The organism is Bacillus sp. JCM 19034 (assembly GCF_001310635.1).
In the GTDB taxonomy this organism is placed as follows: Bacteria; Bacillota; Bacilli; order Bacillales; family Bacillaceae_D; genus Halalkalibacter.
Genome location: NZ_BAXR01000006.1, coordinates 195698 through 214562, shown reverse-complemented (window position 1 = coordinate 214562; position 18865 = coordinate 195698). Strand labels below are relative to the sequence as shown.

At 38.1% G+C, this 18865-nt stretch carries 15 protein-coding genes and 3 pseudogenes; 2 read left to right on the top strand and 16 right to left on the bottom strand.

The genetic code is table 11. From position 1 onward, the window contains the following. The 11 genes and pseudogenes from JCM19034_RS12065 to gpr form a co-directional block, all read right to left on the bottom strand. A pseudogene (locus JCM19034_RS12065) lies at window positions 1-752 on the bottom strand (16S rRNA (uracil(1498)-N(3))-methyltransferase). A gap of 17 nt (window positions 753-769) precedes the next feature. Further along, window positions 770-1708, bottom strand: coding sequence for a 50S ribosomal protein L11 methyltransferase (gene prmA / locus JCM19034_RS12060; protein WP_231686932.1), 939 nt, complete (start codon window positions 1706-1708; stop codon window positions 770-772). 45 nt (window positions 1709-1753) lie between these two features. Continuing rightward, window positions 1754-2866, bottom strand: a complete 1113-nt coding sequence (dnaJ, locus tag JCM19034_RS12055; protein ID WP_062050032.1) for a molecular chaperone DnaJ — start codon at window positions 2864-2866, stop codon at window positions 1754-1756. A 338-nt stretch (window positions 2867-3204) separates the two neighbouring features. Beyond that, a pseudogene (dnaK, locus tag JCM19034_RS12050) lies at window positions 3205-5035 on the bottom strand (molecular chaperone DnaK). Between the two features lie 48 nt (window positions 5036-5083). Continuing rightward, window positions 5084-5653: a nucleotide exchange factor GrpE gene (grpE, locus tag JCM19034_RS12045; RefSeq protein ID WP_062050030.1), complete on the bottom strand. Its 570-nt coding sequence runs from the start codon at window positions 5651-5653 to the stop codon at window positions 5084-5086. Window positions 5654-5775: 122 nt separating this feature from the next. Next, window positions 5776-6801 carry a heat-inducible transcriptional repressor HrcA gene (gene hrcA, locus JCM19034_RS12040; protein WP_062050027.1) on the bottom strand — a complete coding sequence of 342 codons (1026 nt, stop codon included), beginning with the start codon at window positions 6799-6801 and terminating at the stop codon, window positions 5776-5778. Window positions 6802-6894: 93 nt separating this feature from the next. Beyond that, window positions 6895-8046: a radical SAM family heme chaperone HemW gene (gene hemW, locus JCM19034_RS12035; RefSeq protein ID WP_062050025.1), complete on the bottom strand. Its 1152-nt coding sequence runs from the start codon at window positions 8044-8046 to the stop codon at window positions 6895-6897. An 89-nt stretch (window positions 8047-8135) separates the two neighbouring features. Continuing rightward, window positions 8136-9955: pseudogene (gene lepA / locus JCM19034_RS12030) on the bottom strand (translation elongation factor 4). Between the two features lie 187 nt (window positions 9956-10142). After that, entirely contained in the window at window positions 10143-10472 is a 330-nt protein-coding gene (locus JCM19034_RS12025; RefSeq protein ID WP_062050023.1) for a hypothetical protein, read from the bottom strand. Window positions 10473-10592: 120 nt separating this feature from the next. Further along, window positions 10593-11762 carry a stage II sporulation protein P gene (gene spoIIP, locus JCM19034_RS12020; RefSeq protein WP_062050021.1) on the bottom strand — a complete coding sequence of 390 codons (1170 nt, stop codon included), beginning with the start codon at window positions 11760-11762 and terminating at the stop codon, window positions 10593-10595. 202 nt (window positions 11763-11964) lie between these two features. Next, complete coding sequence (gene gpr, locus JCM19034_RS12015) at window positions 11965-13083, bottom strand: GPR endopeptidase (RefSeq protein WP_370621918.1); 1119 nt, start codon at window positions 13081-13083, stop codon at window positions 11965-11967. A gap of 177 nt (window positions 13084-13260) precedes the next feature. Between gpr and rpsT the strand changes: the two genes are divergently transcribed. Beyond that, window positions 13261-13527: a 30S ribosomal protein S20 gene (gene rpsT / locus JCM19034_RS12010; protein WP_062050017.1), complete on the top strand. Its 267-nt coding sequence runs from the start codon at window positions 13261-13263 to the stop codon at window positions 13525-13527. Window positions 13528-13598: 71 nt separating this feature from the next. On the opposite strand, the gene holA is transcribed toward rpsT, so the two are convergent. Next, window positions 13599-14612 carry a DNA polymerase III subunit delta gene (gene holA, locus JCM19034_RS12005; protein ID WP_062050015.1) on the bottom strand — a complete coding sequence of 338 codons (1014 nt, stop codon included), beginning with the start codon at window positions 14610-14612 and terminating at the stop codon, window positions 13599-13601. A gap of 463 nt (window positions 14613-15075) precedes the next feature. On the opposite strand from holA, the gene JCM19034_RS21035 reads away from it, so the two are divergent. After that, window positions 15076-15213, top strand: a complete 138-nt coding sequence (locus JCM19034_RS21035) for a YqzM family protein (protein ID WP_082394020.1) — start codon at window positions 15076-15078, stop codon at window positions 15211-15213. An 81-nt stretch (window positions 15214-15294) separates the two neighbouring features. On the opposite strand, the gene JCM19034_RS21795 is transcribed toward JCM19034_RS21035, so the two are convergent. The 4 genes from JCM19034_RS21795 to JCM19034_RS11990 form a co-directional block, all read right to left on the bottom strand. Next, on the bottom strand, window positions 15295-15459 hold the full coding sequence (locus tag JCM19034_RS21795; protein ID WP_156323967.1) for a hypothetical protein: 165 nt from the start codon (window positions 15457-15459) through the stop codon (window positions 15295-15297). A 20-nt stretch (window positions 15460-15479) separates the two neighbouring features. Beyond that, window positions 15480-17591, bottom strand: coding sequence for a DNA internalization-related competence protein ComEC/Rec2 (locus JCM19034_RS12000; RefSeq protein ID WP_062050013.1), 2112 nt, complete (start codon window positions 17589-17591; stop codon window positions 15480-15482). Between the two features lie 5 nt (window positions 17592-17596). Next, window positions 17597-18175: a ComE operon protein 2 gene (locus JCM19034_RS11995; protein ID WP_062050011.1), complete on the bottom strand. Its 579-nt coding sequence runs from the start codon at window positions 18173-18175 to the stop codon at window positions 17597-17599. 71 nt (window positions 18176-18246) lie between these two features. Further along, window positions 18247-18855: a helix-hairpin-helix domain-containing protein gene (locus JCM19034_RS11990; protein ID WP_062050009.1), complete on the bottom strand. Its 609-nt coding sequence runs from the start codon at window positions 18853-18855 to the stop codon at window positions 18247-18249. Window positions 18856-18865 lie beyond the last annotated feature (10 nt).

Sequence of the window (18865 nt, the reverse complement as noted above, 5' to 3'; positions counted from 1 at the left end):
TCACCCCATTAATTCAAAATGATACGAAATTGCAGATAGAGCATATAGAGCTGCCGTTTCTGTTCTTAATATTCTAGGACCGAAACTACATGTTACAGCACCTAGCTCTTGTAATTTCTGCACCTCGTCTTCTGTAAATCCACCTTCTGGTCCGATGATAATCAGTAACCGTTGTCCATTTAATAATGACTTTAGTGTCGTACTAAAGGCTGAATGCTTGTTTTTTTTGCTTCTTCCTCATAGGCAATCATGATTTTATCATAGTTTCCAACTGTTTTTAAGAGCTCTGCCACCGAAATGACATCAGCAATAATTGGAATATTCTCGCGATACGATTGCTCTGCAGCTTCCTTGGCAATTTTCTCTAGTCTTTCTCGCTTTTTCTTTGCTTTTTTTTGATCCCATTTGACGATTGAACGTGATGCTAAAAATGGTTGAATGGCATAAGCACCGAGCTCGGTCCCTTTTTGAACAATTAAATCAAGCTTATCTCCCTTCGGTAAAGCTTGAGCAATTGTAATTTTAATCGGGAGTTCTGTTTCTGGATATAACTCCTCTGTAATACTTGCCGTTACCTCATCTTCTGCAATCGTTGTAATACGGCAACGAACGGTTCGTGATGAATTATTACTGCATATGATGTTATCCCCTACTGACATTCTCATAACCTTTACGATATGTTTAACGTCTTCCCCGTTAATTCTGACGTCAGTTTCTGTCATTTGTTCTCGTAATACAAAATATCGCTGCATAATGTTCCCTCGTTTCGTTATCGTTTCAACGCTACGATCGCAACCCAATCTTCCATTTCAACAACTTCCTCTATTTTAAAGCCACCGTGCTCTAATGCTTGCTTTACTTCATCTTTTTTTCGATTTATGATTCCAGAAGTGATAAATGTCCCATTCTCTTTAAGAACCGCTGCCGCATCTTGAACGAAAGTCATAATGACTTCGGCTAAAATGTTAGCTACAACTAAATCATACTGTCCTGAAACTTCCTTTAATAGATCATTTTGCTCTACTTGAACAATATCAGCTACATCATTTCCGGTTACATTTTCTTTGGCACTTCGAACTGCAACATAATCTAAATCTAACGCTAACACTTTTTCTGCACCAAGTTTTGCCGCAGCGATGCTTAATACTCCAGATCCAGTACCAACATCAATCACATTTTCATAACCCTTAATATACTTTTCTAAGGCTTGAATACAAAGGACCGTCGTTGGGTGAGTTCCTGTACCAAATGCCATTCCTGGATCTAATTCTATAATTAGCTCCCCATCACTCGGTTCATACTCTTCCCAAGTTGGTTTAATCGTAATTGAATTTGATATTCGAATCGGTTTATAGTATTTTTTCCATGCTGTTGCCCACTCTGATTCATCAACTTCAATGAGATGAACTTTGTTACGCCCAAGATCAATATCATGCTTAAGGAGTCCATTAATGGACTCCTTAATACCATCAATTGTATCAATTAAAAAGCTATTCACAGGGAAATAAGCTTTAATCATTACCCCATCCTCAGGATAATCATCAGGAGATAGCTGATAGATTTCACCAAAGCGATCGCCCCAATCTTTCACTAAATCACGTGGGTCTTCAATGACAACACCACTCGCCCCAGATTCATGTAAAATATGACAGATGGGCTCTACCGCTTCTTCACTCGTATGAATGCTAAACTCAGACCATTTTAACACCAAACTCACTCCTTCATTAAAGCTCCCTAATCTACTAACATGTAGTTATTCACCTTTAAATGCACGCTTCACCTTTGCAAAGAAACTATCATTTTGCTCATCAGGTTGCCCACCTGTCATTTGGGAAAACTCACGTAATAAGTCTTTTTCCTTTTCTGTCAAGTTTTTCGGAGTCACAACACGAATTTTTACATGCTGATCACCTTGACCACGTCCGTGAACATTAGGTACACCTTTATTACGCAAACGGAAATTTGTTCCTGTTTGTGTTCCTGCTGGAATCTTTAATTTTACTTTTCCAGTCAATGTAGGTACTTCAATTTCATCACCAAGAGCTACTTGAGCGAAAGTTAACGGCATTTCACAATAAATATCATCACCATCTCGTTCAAAAAATTCATGTGATTTTACGTTAAAGACGACAAATAAATCTCCCGGTGGTCCACCGTTTGTTCCCGCTTCCCCTTGACCTGATACGCGCAATTGCTGACCATGATCAATACCAGCAGGTACTTTCACACTAATTTTCTTACGTTTTTTCACTTTTCCTGTTCCGCCACAAGTAGAGCACTTATGTTTAATCTGTTTTCCTGTACCGCTACAATAGTGACAAACACGACGATTTACTACACGGCCAAACGGTGTATTTTGCTCGACATTTAACTGACCAGAGCCTCCACAATGAGAACACGTCTCAGGCTTTGTACCAGATTTTGCCCCTGACCCTGAGCATGTTTGACACGTTTCTTCTCTTGGAATTTCAATTTCAGTCTCTTTTCCAAATACCGCTTCTTTGAACTCTAATGTCATCGTATACTGTAAATCGGCACCTTGTCGAGGTGCATTCGGGTTTCGACGCCCACCTCCACCACCAAAGAACATATCAAATATATCACCAAAACCTCCACCAAAGTCTCCGCCGCCGCCAAAACCTTGGTTTGGATCAGTGTGACCAAACTGATCATAATGAGCCTTTTTCTGTGGATCACTTAACGTATCATATGCATCCTTTACCTCTTTAAATTTCTCCTCAGCATCAGGTTCTTTATTAACATCAGGATGATATTTGCGTGCAAGCTTTCGGTACGCTTTTTTCACTTCATCAACTGATGCATTGTTATCAACACCGAGGACTTCATAGTAATCTCGTTTACTCATGTCATCCACTCCCGATTCTTTTACATAACGTTCATCTTACCATTTCACAAACGTATTCCGCAATAAAAAAAATGCAAATAACTTAACTCATTAAACTGTGTTGTATAGCCGTATATAAGAGTGTATACCTTTTTAAACTCTCACTCATGTAACTAAGAAAAAAGGGTGTCTCAAAAGGGCGGTTTTGACCTTTTGAGACACCCTCGAAGTAATGTGTAAAACCGTCGGCTTGATTAAATAGCACATTCAGAACAAGCTTAAGGTGGAGTGTGCCATCACCGACCCGTTAGAAGTAGTTTTAATCGATAGAAGACAGCCCCTTTGTATCTAAAGGGTTATTATTTCTTTTCGTCTTCATTCACTTCTTCATAGTCTGCGTCAACTACATTATCATCAGCTTGTTCAGCTTGACCTTCAGCTCCCTGAGCTTGCTGTGCTTGGGCAGCTGCTTGCTCATACATTTTCGTCGTTAGAGCCGTTAATACTTCTTGAAGTTCATCCTTTGCTGTACGAATATCATCAATGTTATTCGCTTCAATTGCTGATTTTAATTTATCTTTAGCAGCTTCAGCTTTCTCTTTCTCACCTTGATCAATATTATCGCCTAAATCTTTGATCGTCTTTTCTGTTTGGAAAACAAGCTGATCAGCTTCGTTACGTAATTCTACTTCTTCACGACGCTTCTTATCTTCTCAGCATTTGCTTCGGCATCCTTAACCATTTGTTCAATCTCCTCATCAGATAAACCTGATGAAGAAGTAATCGTAATAGATTGCTCTTTATTTGTACCAAGATCTTTCGCTTTTACATTTACGATACCATTTGCATCAATATCAAATGATACTTCAATTTGCGGTACTCCGCGTGGTGCTGGTGGAATATCTGTTAATTGGAAACGTCCAAGTGTTTTATTATTTGCAGCCATTTCACGCTCCCCTTGAAGAACATGAATATCAACTGAAGGTTGATTATCTGCTGCAGTTGAGAACACTTGTGATTTCGAAGTCGGGATCGTCGTATTACGCTCGATTAACTTTGTAAATACACCACCCATAGTTTCAATACCTAATGAAAGTGGAGTTACGTCAAGTAAAACAACATCCTTTACATCACCAGTTAATACACCTGCTTGAATTGCCGCACCAAGTGCTACGACTTCATCAGGTTAACACCTTTATGAGGCTCTTTTCCAGTTAGTTTTTTAATTTCTTCTTGTACAGCTGGAATACGTGTAGAACCACCGACTAATACAACTTTATCAATCTCATTAGCTGAAAGACCAGCATCTGCTAATGCACGACGAGTTGGCTCAAGTGTGCGCTCTACTAAATCTGCAGATAATTCTTCAAACTTAGCACGGGTTAACGTTAATTCTAAGTGTTTAGGTCCTGTAGCGTCAGCTGTAATAAACGGTAATGAGATTTGTGTTTGAGTAACTCCAGATAAATCTTTCTTAGCTTTTTCCGCAGAATCCTTCAAACGTTGCATTGCCATTTTATCTTGAGATAGATCTATTCCATTATCTTTTTTAAATTGTTCAACAAGGTAGTCAATTATAACTTGGTCAAAATCATCTCCACCAAGCTTGTTATCACCAGAAGTAGCTTTAACTTCGAAGAAACCGTCTCCTAGTTCAAGAATTGACACGTCAAAAGTACCACCACCAAGGTCATAAACAAGGATCGTTTGATCATCTTCCTTGTCAAATCCATAAGCAAGAGCAGCAGCAGTAGGCTCATTGACAATTCGGTCAACCTCTAAGCCTGCAATCTTACCAGCATCCTTAGTTGCTTGACGTTGAGAGTCGTTGAAATATGCAGGTACAGTTATAACCGCTTTTGTTACCTTTTCACCTAAGTAAGCCTCAGCATCAGCTTTTAATTTTTGTAAAATAATAGCTGAAATTTCTTGTGGAGAATATTCTTTTCCTTCAATATTCTCTTTATAATCTGTACCCATATGACGTTTAATTGAAATAATCGTGTTAGGGTTTGTAATCGCTTGTCGCTTCGCTACCTCCCCAACTTGACGTTCACCATCTTTAAATGCCACAACTGATGGAGTTGTACGATTTCCTTCTGGGTTAGGAATAACTGTAGCCTCCCCACCTTCCATTACTGCCACACAAGAGTTTGTTGTACCTAAATCGATACCAATAATTTTACTCATTGCCCTAGTTCCTCCATTCATTAACTAAATTAATCTTCCTAATATTAATTATGCATTCACTTTAACCATAGCTGGTCTTAGAACACGATCCTTTAATTTATAGCCTTTTTGCAATTCTTCCACAATTTGTCCAGATTCAAACCCATCTTCTTCAACCTGCATCACAGCTTGATGTAAAAGTGGGTCAAATGATTGACCTTCAGTTTCTATAGCAGAAACCCCTTCATTGCTTAATGTATCTTGTAATTGGCGATAGATCATTTCCATTCCCTGTAAGATAGTTTTAGCTTCCTCTGATTCAGGCTCTACTAATAAAGCTCGCTCGAAGTTATCCAAAACAGGTAATATCGTTTCAATAACTGATTGTGATTTATATTTAGCCGCAGCCTCTTTCTCTTCACGAGAACGGCGTCTGAAATTATCATAATCTGCTTGAGTGCGTAAAAGACGATTATTCAATTCAGCTATTTGTGACTCATATTGTTCTTCCTTGGACACTACAACTTCAGTCTCTACTTCTTCATTGCTTTCCTCTTGCTGATTCTCTTCTTGCTCACTTACTTGATCCTGATCAACAGTTTCCTCTTGTTCAACTGTTTGTGTCTCTTTCTCAGCCATCTCGTTCACCTCCTAAATAAAATACGGTTCAATATGTATGTAGAAAAGTAGACATAGTGAGGTGTCAAAAGACGTTATAAAGCATGCCTTTTGACATTTCTTCTATGCTACCATTTCTCCAATTAGCGATACAAATTCGTTAAAATTTTTGATAAGTCTTTAGCTAACGTATCTACTACACCAATAACACGACGATATTCCATTCTAGTCGGGCCTAATATCCCAATTGTCCCCATTTGTTTGCCACCAATAGTGTAAGTAGCCGTAATTAAACTACAATGATCGAAAGCCTCAAGCTGGTTTTCTTCACCAATTTTTACTTGTACACCTTTATGTGGTGTCTTTAAAATTTGTAGCATCGTATCATCTTCCTCAAGCATGTTCAGTAGCAATCGAATTTTTTCAACATCTTTAAATTCTGGTTGAGATAACAAGTTCGTTTTACCACTGTAAAACAATTTCTCATGCTTTTCCATTTCGAAAGAAGTTAGCAGAATGCTCATGACGTGCTTATAATCACGTACATGCATACGTAATACATCAGCAACCTCAGAGTGAAGTTTCTTCCTTAGCTTAAATAACGGTACACCTTTCAATCGTTCATTTAATATATTCACGGTACGTTCTAAGTCAGATGCTTCAATTCCTTCTGGTACTGCAATAGTTTGACTTTCTACATGCCCTGAATTTGTGACTACAATAACCGTAGCCGAACGTTTACTTATCGGAATGATTTGGATGCTTGTAAGCGTAGCTTCAAACATTTCCGGTCCTAAGACGACTGAAATATAGCTAGTCATACTAGATAGAACACGTGCAGAATGTTGTATCACTTCTTCAAGCTCTCGAATTCGTTCGTCAAAGCTTGAACGAATATTCATTCGTTCAGCAGTTGTTAAGTGATGGGGTAACAACAAATGATCCACATAGAAACGATAACCTTTTTGAGAAGGGATACGACCCGCAGAGCTGTGCGGCTTTTCTAAAAAGCCCAATTCCTCTAAGTCTGCCATATCATTACGAATCGTTGCTGGACTAAACGTAATATCTTCACGTTTTGAAATACTTCTTGATCCAACAGGTTCAGCCGAACGGATATAATCATCAACGATTGCATGTAGAATAAGCAATTGTCTCTCTGTTAACATCCCCTCACCACCCTCTGTTAGCACTCCCTTTATTCGAGTGCTAAATCTAATGATAAAGTACCAAATGGGCACACATTTGTCAATGATCAGTACTTAATAAATTAATTCTTCTTCTAAAACCGCAATAAATTGTTCAAATACTTCATTACCTAACAATAACCCAGCTTCTGTTAATTGAACATTATCCCCAACTTCTATTAACAAACCTTGCTCCTGTAGTGTATGAAGTTGTTCGGAAAAGCAATCATGCAAAGCTATACCAAATTTTTCTTGGAATTCCGCTATACTAATACCCTCACGTTTTCTTAACCCTAAAAACATCTGTTCTTCAATTTGCTCAACTTTGGTAACGTTGTGTTCTAACAAAATAGGTAAAGCATTTTGATCAATAGCTCGTAAATACTTCGGGAGTGGACCATGATTTTGATACCTAACACCATTTAAGTATCCATGTGCACCAGCCCCATATCCGGCATATTCTTCATTATTCCAATACACTAAATTATGCTTGCTTTCAAACCCATTTTTAGCAAAGTTGCTAATCTCATATTGCGACAATCCTGCCTTCTCAGTTAATGCACGAAGGTCATTATACATACTCACTTCCGCTTCTTCTGGCGGAAGTGTAAGCTTACCTAGACGCTGCCGGTTAAAAAAGATCGTCTTTTCTTCAACTTTTAAGGAGTAGGCTGAAATATGTTCTACTTCAAGCTCGATTGCCTCTTTTAACGATTGCCGAAAATGAGCAGGCGTTTGTTTTGGTAATCCGAACATTAAATCAAGAGAGATATTCGTGAAACCATACGTTCTGGCACGCTCAACAGCATCATAAACACTTGAGCTCGTATGCGTTCTACCTATCTCTTTCAGCAGCTCGGAATCAAACGATTGTACACCAATACTAAGACGATTAACACCATACTCTTTTAGTACGGCTAGTTTTTCATCATCAATACTGTCTGGATTTACTTCAATTGTCCATTCCTTTACATGATCAAGCAAAAGCTCCCGATGCATTCCGTCTAACAAACGTTTTAGCTGCTGAGCTGATAACGCGGTTGGTGTTCCTCCACCGATAAAAATGGTTTCAAATTGGTTATTAGAAGAATCTGAGTACTTCATTTCTAATAGTAGCGATTCAATATATTGATCTACTGGCTGGTTTTTTAAATACATTTTATTAAAATCACAATAATAACATATATGCTCGCAAAAAGGGATATGAATATAGACTGCTTTTACCATTTTCTATCCCCCCTTTCTATCATGATGAATAGGATGTCCAAATAGGAGTTTCCTTTTTAGACATCCCAAATTGCCATAAAGACATTCTCTTAATCATCCATACGCAAGACAGCCATAAAGGCTTCTTGAGGTACTTCAACATTTCCAACTGCTTTCATTCGTTTTTTACCTTCTTTTTGCTTTTCAAGAAGTTTACGTTTACGCGAAATATCGCCACCATAACATTTAGCTAAGACGTTTTTTCGCATCGCTTTAATCGTTGAACGGGCAATGATTTTTGTACCAATACTTGCTTGGACTGGAACTTCAAATTGTTGACGCGGTATTAATTCTTTTAGTTTCTCAACTATTACTTTTCCACGTTCAAAGGCAAAGTCACGATGAACAATAACGGATAAAGCGTCAACCTTTTCACCATTTAATAATATATCCATTTTCACGAGTTTGGACGCTTTGTAGCCAATAAGTTCATAATCGAATGACGCATACCCTTTTGTACTTGATTTTAATTGATCAAAGAAATCATAAACAATTTCTGATAATGGGATTTCATAGACGATTTGAACACGAATATCATCTAGATATTGCATATCGATAAAAATACCACGTTTGCCTTGACAAAGCTCCATAATAGCACCAACATATTCATTAGGTACCATAATTTTTGCTTTTACATAAGGTTCTTCAACTTGATCAATTTTTTGTGCATCAGGCATATTCGATGGGTTATCAATCGTTACCTCCTCACCGTTTGTTGTTAACACTTTGTACACAACACTCGGTGCAGTCGTAATTAACGTTATACCAAATTCACGTTCAATTCGCTCTTGAATAATCTCCATATGAAGTAGCCCTAAAAAGCCACAACGGAAGCCAAATCCTAGTGCTTGCGACGTTTCCGGTTCATATTGCAACGATGCATCATTTAGCTCAAGACGTTCCAAAGCCTCGCGCAAATCGTTATAATCGTTCGTATCAACTGGGTACAGCCCGCAATAAACCATCGGTTCATTCTACGATATCCAGGTAAAGGTTCGTCAGCTGGTTTCACTGCATCGGTAATTGTATCACCAACACGTGTATCACTAACATTTTTGATCGATGCCGTTAAAAAACCAACATCTCCAACTGTTAATTCGTCACGTTTCTCAGCCTTTGGCGTAAATACACCGATTTCCTGTACTTCAAATTCTTTTCCAGTAGCCATCATTTTAATTTTTTGCCCTGGTTTAACTGTCCCCTCGACAACCCGGATGTAAGCAATAACACCTCGATAGGAATCATACAATGAATCGAATATTAACGCCTGCAAAGGTGCTTGTGGATCTCCTTCAGGGGGAGGAACAAGCTCAACGACTTGCTCTAAAATATCTTCGATTCCAATTCCATTTTTCGCAGAAGCTAACACAGCATCTGAAGCGTCTAGGCCAATAACATCCTCAACCTCTTTCTTAACTCGTTCAGGCTCAGCACTTGGTAAGTCAATCTTGTTAATAACCGGCAAAATTTCTAAATCATTATCTAGTGCCAAGTAAACATTCGCCAATGTTTGTGCTTCAATCCCTTGAGCAGCATCAACGATTAACAAAGCTCCTTCACAAGCTGCCAAACTGCGTGACACTTCATATGTAAAATCGACGTGTCCAGGCGTATCAATAAGATGGAAAATATACTCTTCCCCGTCTTTGGCTTTATACGTTAACTGAACGGCATTTAACTTAATCGTAATTCCACGTTCCCGTTCTAAATCCATTGCATCAAGTGTTTGATCCTTCATTTCACGTTCAGTCAATGCACCTGTTTTTTCTAAAATTCGATCAGCAAGTGTCGACTTCCCATGATCAATATGCGCGATGATTGAAAAGTTCCGTATCTTAGATTGTCGCGCCAACCGCTGTTCATTATTCATCACATGATCACTCCTACAAAATCGTACAAAACACTACTCTGTATTATACCTTCCACCCACCTATCTATCAACTAACAATAAATTAGAGGCACGTTGTCGTTACTCAGCAATGCTTGTACACATGATCCTACGTTCTTCGAAATAACTATTTTTTTAAGATCATTAGCAGTAAAATGGCTAAATTCATTTAGCCAAGCGTACCACCATTTAAATAATGGATAAAGGAAATCATCCTTGATAGACAAGCTCTGCTTACATGATTCAGACCATTTGCAATGCTTTCTCCTAAGTCAGAAAAAAAATTAAAGCGGCCGACATTTCCGGCTTTATTTGCTTTATCCACTAATTCACTGTATGGTATATCATCCTTTTCCTGATTGTCCGTTTGCGATATACTCATCTCCATCGGAACAGGCTGAAACATTCCCAGTTCATCGCTGACAAGTTGAATACCAAATAACATGCCAAATAATAGAATAAAACCGACCGAAAAAATCGAGATGATTATCCGTTTCATATTTATACCTCCTCTTATCATCCATTTGAATTTAAGAAACTGAGATGTCCGTTAAGTCTATCAGGTAGAGACTAGCTCTAATCTGATAGACTTTGACCTTATCTACTAAAAGCATTAAGTTTACTCATCAACAGGATGTGCATCCCAATAAAACTCAGCAAAAATTTCTGCCACAGCTTCAGCCGAACGATACGTTTCTTCTAATGTATTATCAACTCCACCAAATTCAATTAGAACCGAATTTCTTGATAAATCTTGATTGAATCGACCATTTGTATATGGACCATCTTTTAAAATAACACCACGACTGAGTCCAGGGTACTTCTCTTCAAGCTTATTATGAAGCGTTTTTGCAAGCTCATAGTTATCTTCATAGTTTTCATGATTACCACCAATTACAAATACCGTTCGAGCAAACTCTTCATTATTAATTGTCACTGTTGTACGTTCTCTTGGTAGCGAATCACGGTGAATATCAAAGAAATAATGAAGATCACTGTTTTGCTCCATGGCTTCGATAACGAAATTACGAGAGGCATCGTACGATTGCGGATAGTTCCAGCCCTTTTCTCGTAAAGTATCTTGGATATCACGTTCCTCTACTTCTGAACCAATCCCACGCTTCTCTAATTCTTGTGATAATTTCTCTCCAACTAATGTGATGTTCACTTTATTATGGTACGCCTCATTAGGCTCGTCCGTCTCTAATTCTGGCAAGAAAGATTCTGTATTATGTGAATGGATAATGTGTACAACCTTTCGTCCATCGGTTGTTTCTTCTATCTCTTCTCTTTCATTTTCTAATTGCTCTAGCCGCTCTAAGCTTTCTTGAGTCGCTTCACGTTCAGCCAAAATAACATCCATTGGTGGTGCTGACTCAACTGGTAGATTTGTATAATCGGTACCTTCCCCTGCAATTAAAATACTACCATCAAACAGAGCAAATCCTGGTAGTTCTCTACCAAGCAAACTTCTTGGGTCATTCGGATTTATGCTAGTTGCAATTTCAAAAAGCAATGAACTAATTCTAGGTGGCTCACTATCATTTGGTAAAACAGATTTGAAATATTGGTTCTCCATCCCGATTAAATAAAGAAAATGCTCACCCTTAATATCTGAGGACCATTCATGAATTTGACTTGAAGTTAAACCGTGTCCAGGTTCAAAGGATGTTAACACCCCTGTTAAAATAAACAGTCCCATCATCCCAATAATAAATAATGAAAAAAGTTTTCGAAGGCTTGTCCGATTGACTGGCACTCCAAACTTTAATAGTTTCCTTTGTTTCATCGTCTCATCTCCTATCAGCTAGCTACATTGAAAACGACATCGATTCGGCATATGAAAGAAACGACCTTATTCCACGTTATGAAAAACACAAAAAAATAGAACAAAAAAAACTACGGAAATCTTATTTTCCGTAGTTTGAATAATATTGAAAGATGTTAGTCGAGAGACGTTTCAATAGGCCTCATGTTTTTTCTCAAGCAAGTTAATGTGTATAACCACCAACATTTTGCTGGTTAATATGCTCATGCAAAGCTGCATTTAAACCTTGAGCAAGCACGTTTGCCATATCATCGATAAATACATCCACTTCTTTTGGTGTTACCATTAAATTATGACCGAGTGGAGCTAGCACTTCTTGAATTAGCTGACGCTTCTCTTGTTCTGGTAGTGTTCCAATCATCCCCATTATCGTTTCTCGTTTTTTTTCGCTAGGTAAATCTTCCTCTTTTAACGTTCGTTTTTCTCCAAAGGTCATCCCAGCAGGAGCAAGCAATCTAGATGGTTGATTGGACTCGCGTATTTCACGACCAAAGTGCTTTAAAACATAGTCGATTGTATCACTTGTAATTGATACGGCATCAACCACTGTTGGAATACCTATGGCAATGACAGGAATCCCTAATACTTCTTTACTAATTTCTTTTCTCTTATTGCCAACCCCACTTCCAGGGTGAATACCTGTATCACTAATTTGAATGGTTGAATTCACTCGAGTAATCGAGCGGGAAGCTAGTGCATCAATGGCAATGACGAAATCTGGTTTCGTTTTTTCAATTACCCCGAAAATAACATCACTCGTCTCAATACCTGTTAAACCCATGACACCTGGTGAAATTGCACTAACTGGTCTAAATCCATCCTCAACTTGTTCTGGAGCTAATTCAAACAAATGTCTTGTCACTAGCAAATTTTCAACAGCAATAGGTCCGAGAGCATCCGGTGTGACATTCCAATTTCCAAGACCAACGACTAGACACGTATCCTTTTTGCTAATTCCAATCTCTTGCATAAATTCGCTAAATTGTTTTGCAAATACCCTTTCGATCCTCTCTTGAAGATCTGTATCCTTTTTTCGGATTCCTAATGATTCAAATGTTAAATAATTTCCTGGTTTTTTCCCAAGTCGTTTAGCCCCATCTTGATCAATTACTACCCGTGTAATGACTACATCATCAATTGTCTCTTCATTTATTTGCACACCTGAAATATGAGATTCTTTATTATTATTTTCTGCTTCTTCGACTGCTATTTGATGTGCTTCTACCGCCAAATCTGTTCGTATTTGAAATTGTTCTAAATTCAACTCATCTGACACATCCATCACTCCCTTTAAATACGAAGAATTCTTCTTAGGTCTTAGCGTGTACCATCCATATAGTTTTCATTCTTCTATTGCATTTATGCACTGTTTTTGGTAAAATCCTTCTTGTTGTATAATCGCCTGTAAAATAGGTTTTTGGACCGTTCATGATAGGTGATGACTCAGGAGGTGAAAGAAATGCCAAATATTAAATCTGCCATTAAGCGAGTAAAAACAAACGACAAAGCTCGTGCTCAAAACATCGCTGTAAAGTCAGCTCTTCGTACTTCAATTAAAACATTTGAAGCAAAAGTAGAAGCAGGTGACAAAGATGCTGCAACAGTAGCTTATAAAGATGCTGCAATGCGCCTTGATAAAGCTGCTAGTAAAGGTCTTATCCATAAGAATGCAGCATCTCGTCAAAAGTCTCGCTTATCAAAGCGTCTTAACGGACTAACTGCATAAAAGCACAAAAAAAGCCGGCATTAGCCGGTTTTTTTTAATTTCTTTCTAAGAAGAAAATAGACGGTACATAGCTATTCATCAGCAAGCTTCATCAAAAGCAACTCTACTGCAAATATTTTATCCATTCTACCTGATTTAATCGCATAATCCGTATCGGCAGCCGCTTCCAGCATTTTTAACAAAAACGGTTCCGAAAATCTTCTAATCTGCTCACTTGCTAATTTCACAACGTATGGATGGAGCTTTAGTTGTGAAGCTATTTCACCTTGTGAATACGAACGCTTCACCATTTCCTTAACCTGGTAATAAATACGAATTTGCCTTGCAATTAGTGCGAGTATCTTTAAAGGTTCTTCTTTCAGCTTTAGCAAATCATGGTAGATGATGAGTGCTCTATCCACTTTCTTTATCACAGCATATTCAATTAAAGCAAAAATATCCTGCTCGAGTGAACGAGCCACTAATAAATCAACATCGTCTTCCGTAATTTCTCCATCCTCACCGACATATAAAGCTAATTTCTCTACCTCTGATGAAAGCTGGAGAAGTTGAAACCCAACTCGCTCAATTAACCTTTCTTTCGCAACACCAACAAACCTTACACCTTTTTCGTTTACTTGCTCGTCCAACCAACGTTCCGTTGAGCGAAGATCAAATGGTGAGCAATCAACTACGGTCTGTTTCTTCAATAATTTAGTTAACTTTTTTCTTGCATCAAGCTTCTCATAAGGGGCACAAAGGAATAAAACTGTTTCTTTTACTGGATTTTCAACGTAGCGTTCAAGAATATTTATATTATGATCAAGCTTTGTTTCTGGTTTAGCCAGTACAAAACTACAATCCTTCACAATAACAACTTTAGTACCGCCGAAAAACGGAACCGTTTCCGCTTCCTCAATCGCTACTTCAATTAACGTATCCTGACAATTGTATGTAATTATATTAGGGTCTTCAACAGAGCCTATCTTTTGCTGAATGACCGTTTGGATTATATCTTCCATCAGAAAAGATTGTTGACCAAACATAAAATATACAGGAGCAATTTTACCTTTTAATATATCGTTTTTGATTGTTAAATAAGACACCGCACATTCCCCATTTTTCATACATAGTTTTTCAAACATTGGAAAAGCTACGCATGGAATCAAATCCCTGTGTCTATAGCTTAGACAATCAATAAGAAAATGACAAGTATTAGTTTAGGCAAAGGGGACTTATGCCGGAATAGCCAAGTCCCCATTTATAATAAACGCTATGAACATGACCCCGGGTATTCATGCTCATAACGAGTAATCGCCTTTACACTAGTTATAGTATCCTATGCGATTTAAAACTATAGGTGACAACTCTTTACAGTTCCTCAAAAAGGCTTCATTACCTGTTTAATTTCCGCATTCTAAAGCGATTACTCGTCTTATATTCGTACATTTAGCAAAATAATCTACTGAAAATGTAAGATTTCATGAATATGCATTCGATTTCATTGAATCGGTCTAGCTTTTTTTCAACTCTTCACTTATACTTATGATGGAAAAGGAGGGGTGCCAGATGAATCAATTTGAAAGAGAAGTACAAAGTAAACGTAATGATGCAATTGACTCTGGTGTTGCCTTTGTTGTATCTTTTGGTTTTTTTGCCACACTTTTTATCATCGCAACAATTGTTGATATTTTCTCAGGTTTTTAAAATCAAAAGCAGGCAATGAAAAGAGGGGTTGTTCTAAGGGTTAGACCTTTTAGGACAGCCCCTCAACCATGTAAGCACTCATCATTTCATCGCTCGTTTTACTTTTACTTTTCCATTTTCAATTGATAACTGAATTGCCCCGTCACGATCGCTTCTCCATATCAATACACCTCGTTGTTCTAGACGATCAATGACCTCATCATGTGGATGATCATATCGATTTGAGCGTCCAGCAGAAATTAACACAGCGTGTGGATCAATTTTTTCTAAAAAAACTCTGTCGTAGATGTTCTACTACCATGGTGTCCTGCTTTGAGAACATCTACTTGTAAATTGGGATAGCGCTGCAGGAGCATACGTTCTCCACTCTCTTCTAAATCGCCTGTAAATAAAAACGTCACTCCTTCAAGCTCTACATATATTACAATCGAACGATCATTTAACCCTTGCTCACGACCAACTGGAGCTAAAATGGAAAAGGTAACATTATGATCCGTCCATTCCATACCATCTTTTACAAAATGAATGGTTGCTCCTTGATTAACTAACGTAGATAGTACTTCCCGCTCCAGTTCCCCTTCTACCTCTCCGACACTGTAATAAACATCATTTACTACCATCATACGTGCAATTGCTTCTGCACCACCTATATGATCAGCATGTCCGTGCGTTAGTATTAAACCATCAATGTTGCTAATTCCTCTTTGTTTTAAAGTTGGGATCAAAATATCTTGACCAACGTCAAAGGTTGTTTTTCGTTCTCTCCATTTCTCATTTACAAAAAATATCGATCCACCAGTGTCAATCAAATAAACGCCACGGCGATACGGAAGTTCTATGAGAAAGCTATCGCCTTGGCCGACATCTATCATCGTTACATTCGCATGTGAATCTAAATACGGTTTTCCTATTTGAATGATAAATATCAACAATAACAAACTACCCGGCCTTATCCACCAATGCATCTTCCTTCGTTCAAAGCAATACATCCCGTATATAATTACGACATACATTAGAAAAATCAGCAACTGTGAAGGTTCACCCACTATTAAAGTGGTAAAGCTATGCGTCGATAAAATCGTTAATATTTGATTATTAAATGGGATTATTAATTCTAACAGGTGAAATGGGATATTCCAGTTTATTGGGATAAAAAGTGAGCTTATAAAACCGAGAAAGCATAAAGGCAGCAAAATCATTGTAATTAGAGGAATAAAGAGTATATTGGCAGGTAAACTTAACCATGGGATTTCATATACGTTAGTTAATAAAATTGGGAGAGCTATGAACTGAGAAACGCTCGTTACGATCATAAGCTGCTTCCAGTACGAATGATACGTTCGGATTGTTTTAGCTGATAAAATCAAGCTAAAAGATACGAGAAAAGAAAGTTGGAATCCCAACTGAAATAACGAATAGGGTGAAATAATTAAGTACAGTAAATATACGATCGTAATTCCTACAAGAGGAGGCAATTTTTGTTTAAACCGTAAGGAAGCGAGGACTACTATAGACATTGAAGACGCCCGAATTACCGAAGGGGCACCGCCAGCTACAACGATATATATCGGTAACAAGAGCATTAAACACTCCATTGCACGTTCTCTTGTCACCCCGATTCGAATAAGTAATAAGAAACTAGTAGCAACGATTAAACCAACGTGCATCCCTGAAACAGCTAGTAAATGAATAACACCTAACCGTTGATATGCTTCTAAAACCGTTTCATCCATCAATGTTCGATCTCCAAAAACAAGGGCATGGACAATACTTGCAACTTCATGACTTAATTGCTCTTCGATTCTCAACATTTGTTGCTGTCGCCAACGTTCCAGCTTTTCTGGCAATGTATACGAATCTGATGGGACACAAGAAACTTGCTCTGCGTGCATCACCCAATAAATCTCCTGCTCCTGTAAATAACGGCGGTAATCAAATTGAGCAAAGTTTGTAGGTGTACTTGGAATTGTTACTGTACCAAAAACACGGCAATAATCACCTGGTCCGAACGATAAAGCTTGTTCCTTTTCTTCTTCTTTCAAAAAATAATGACGCACTTCAATTTTTTCCTGCTCTACTGTCTTTAATCGAAGAGCCAAACGATCACCATCTATGTTCGGAATTTGGTTGATTGTTCCTACTAATAATTGTTCTCCACTATCATATATCGTCTCATGCTGGCTAGCAAAATAGCCAACACAAGTATAAAAAAGAAAAGGAACTACTAAAACGGGAATGAGCGTTCGAAAAGAATGTGTCCTTACAAGTAGGATAAAGATGGGGATTAAAAGTAGGTAAAAGAGGACGCTCGGTCCACGTAGTGAAAAGAAGAGACCAAGCGTAGCCATGTAAGGAATAAGCGGTAAATACACAAGCATACTCGTTATCCTTTAATAGGGGCTTGCATGAAAAGTGTATTCGCTTCATTACGTAATTGTTGTAATTCTTGTTGTTCAACTCCTGCTTGTTCAAGTCGTTCTAGAAGCTCAGCAGTAAGCTTTAGCTTGTCCAAATGATGTTGGTCGATACTGACCATTTCAAGCTCAACCTGATTTACTTCAACCCCCGCTGCTTGAAACAGTTCTTTGGCGTAAGGATGGTTTTTATAATCATTCGCGTAGAAAATTCTCTTAATCCCAGCTTGTATAATCGCCTTTGAACAATGCACGCACGGAAAGTGAGTCACATACAATTCCGCACCCTCTGTTCCAACTCCAAATTTAGCACATTGTAATAGTGCATTGACTTCTGCATGAATCGTTCGAATACAATGGTTATCGACGACATAGCATCCCTCATCAATACAATGAGCTCCTCCAGATACCGATCCATTGTATCCCCCAGCGATAATCCGTTTTTCGCGTACAATTGTTGCTCCCACCATTAGCCTTGTGCACGTACTTCTTAATGCTAGTAAATGGCTTTGTGCCATAAAATATTGATCCCATGAAATTCTCTCCATTATGATGCACTCCTTCTCTATTCCTTACGTAAGTGTAGAAAATTTACGAAAAAACGTCAATTGTTAATTGTTTAACGAAAATCAATTTCTCCTTCTAAACGCTCAATCGATTTTTCACCTATCCCCGAAACATTTTGTAGTTCTTCAATTGATCTAAAAGGCCCATGTTCTTCTCGATAGGCAATAATCGCATCAGCTTTTTTCGGTCCAATACCTGGTAGTGTTTCTAACTCCTTTACATCAGCTTTATTTATCAATACTTTTCCATTACTCTCACTCGTTTGTTGATGAATTGTCGTAGCATCCCACAGTTCATCATAAGTAGGAACGTATATGACCATCTCATCTTCTACCAATTGAGCGAGATTTAATTGCCGTTCATCAGCTTGATCTGTCAAGCCTCCCGCCATATCAATCACTTCATACATGCGACTTCCTGCCGGCAATAAATAGACATCAGGTTTTAATACTTCCCCTTTGATATCTACCATTATTTGTTCTGGTGTAGTCTGAAACTCCTCAGGACCATCTTCAACAATACCAGTCTCTAATGTGGTCTCGTCCCAATCAATCGTAACAGTGGTTTCAGTCGAATTTATAACCATTATTAAAACAATAACTAAGATGACTGCAATAATGCCTACGAAGTAACGTTGATGGCGTTGAATGTTCTTGAACATTTCTTACACA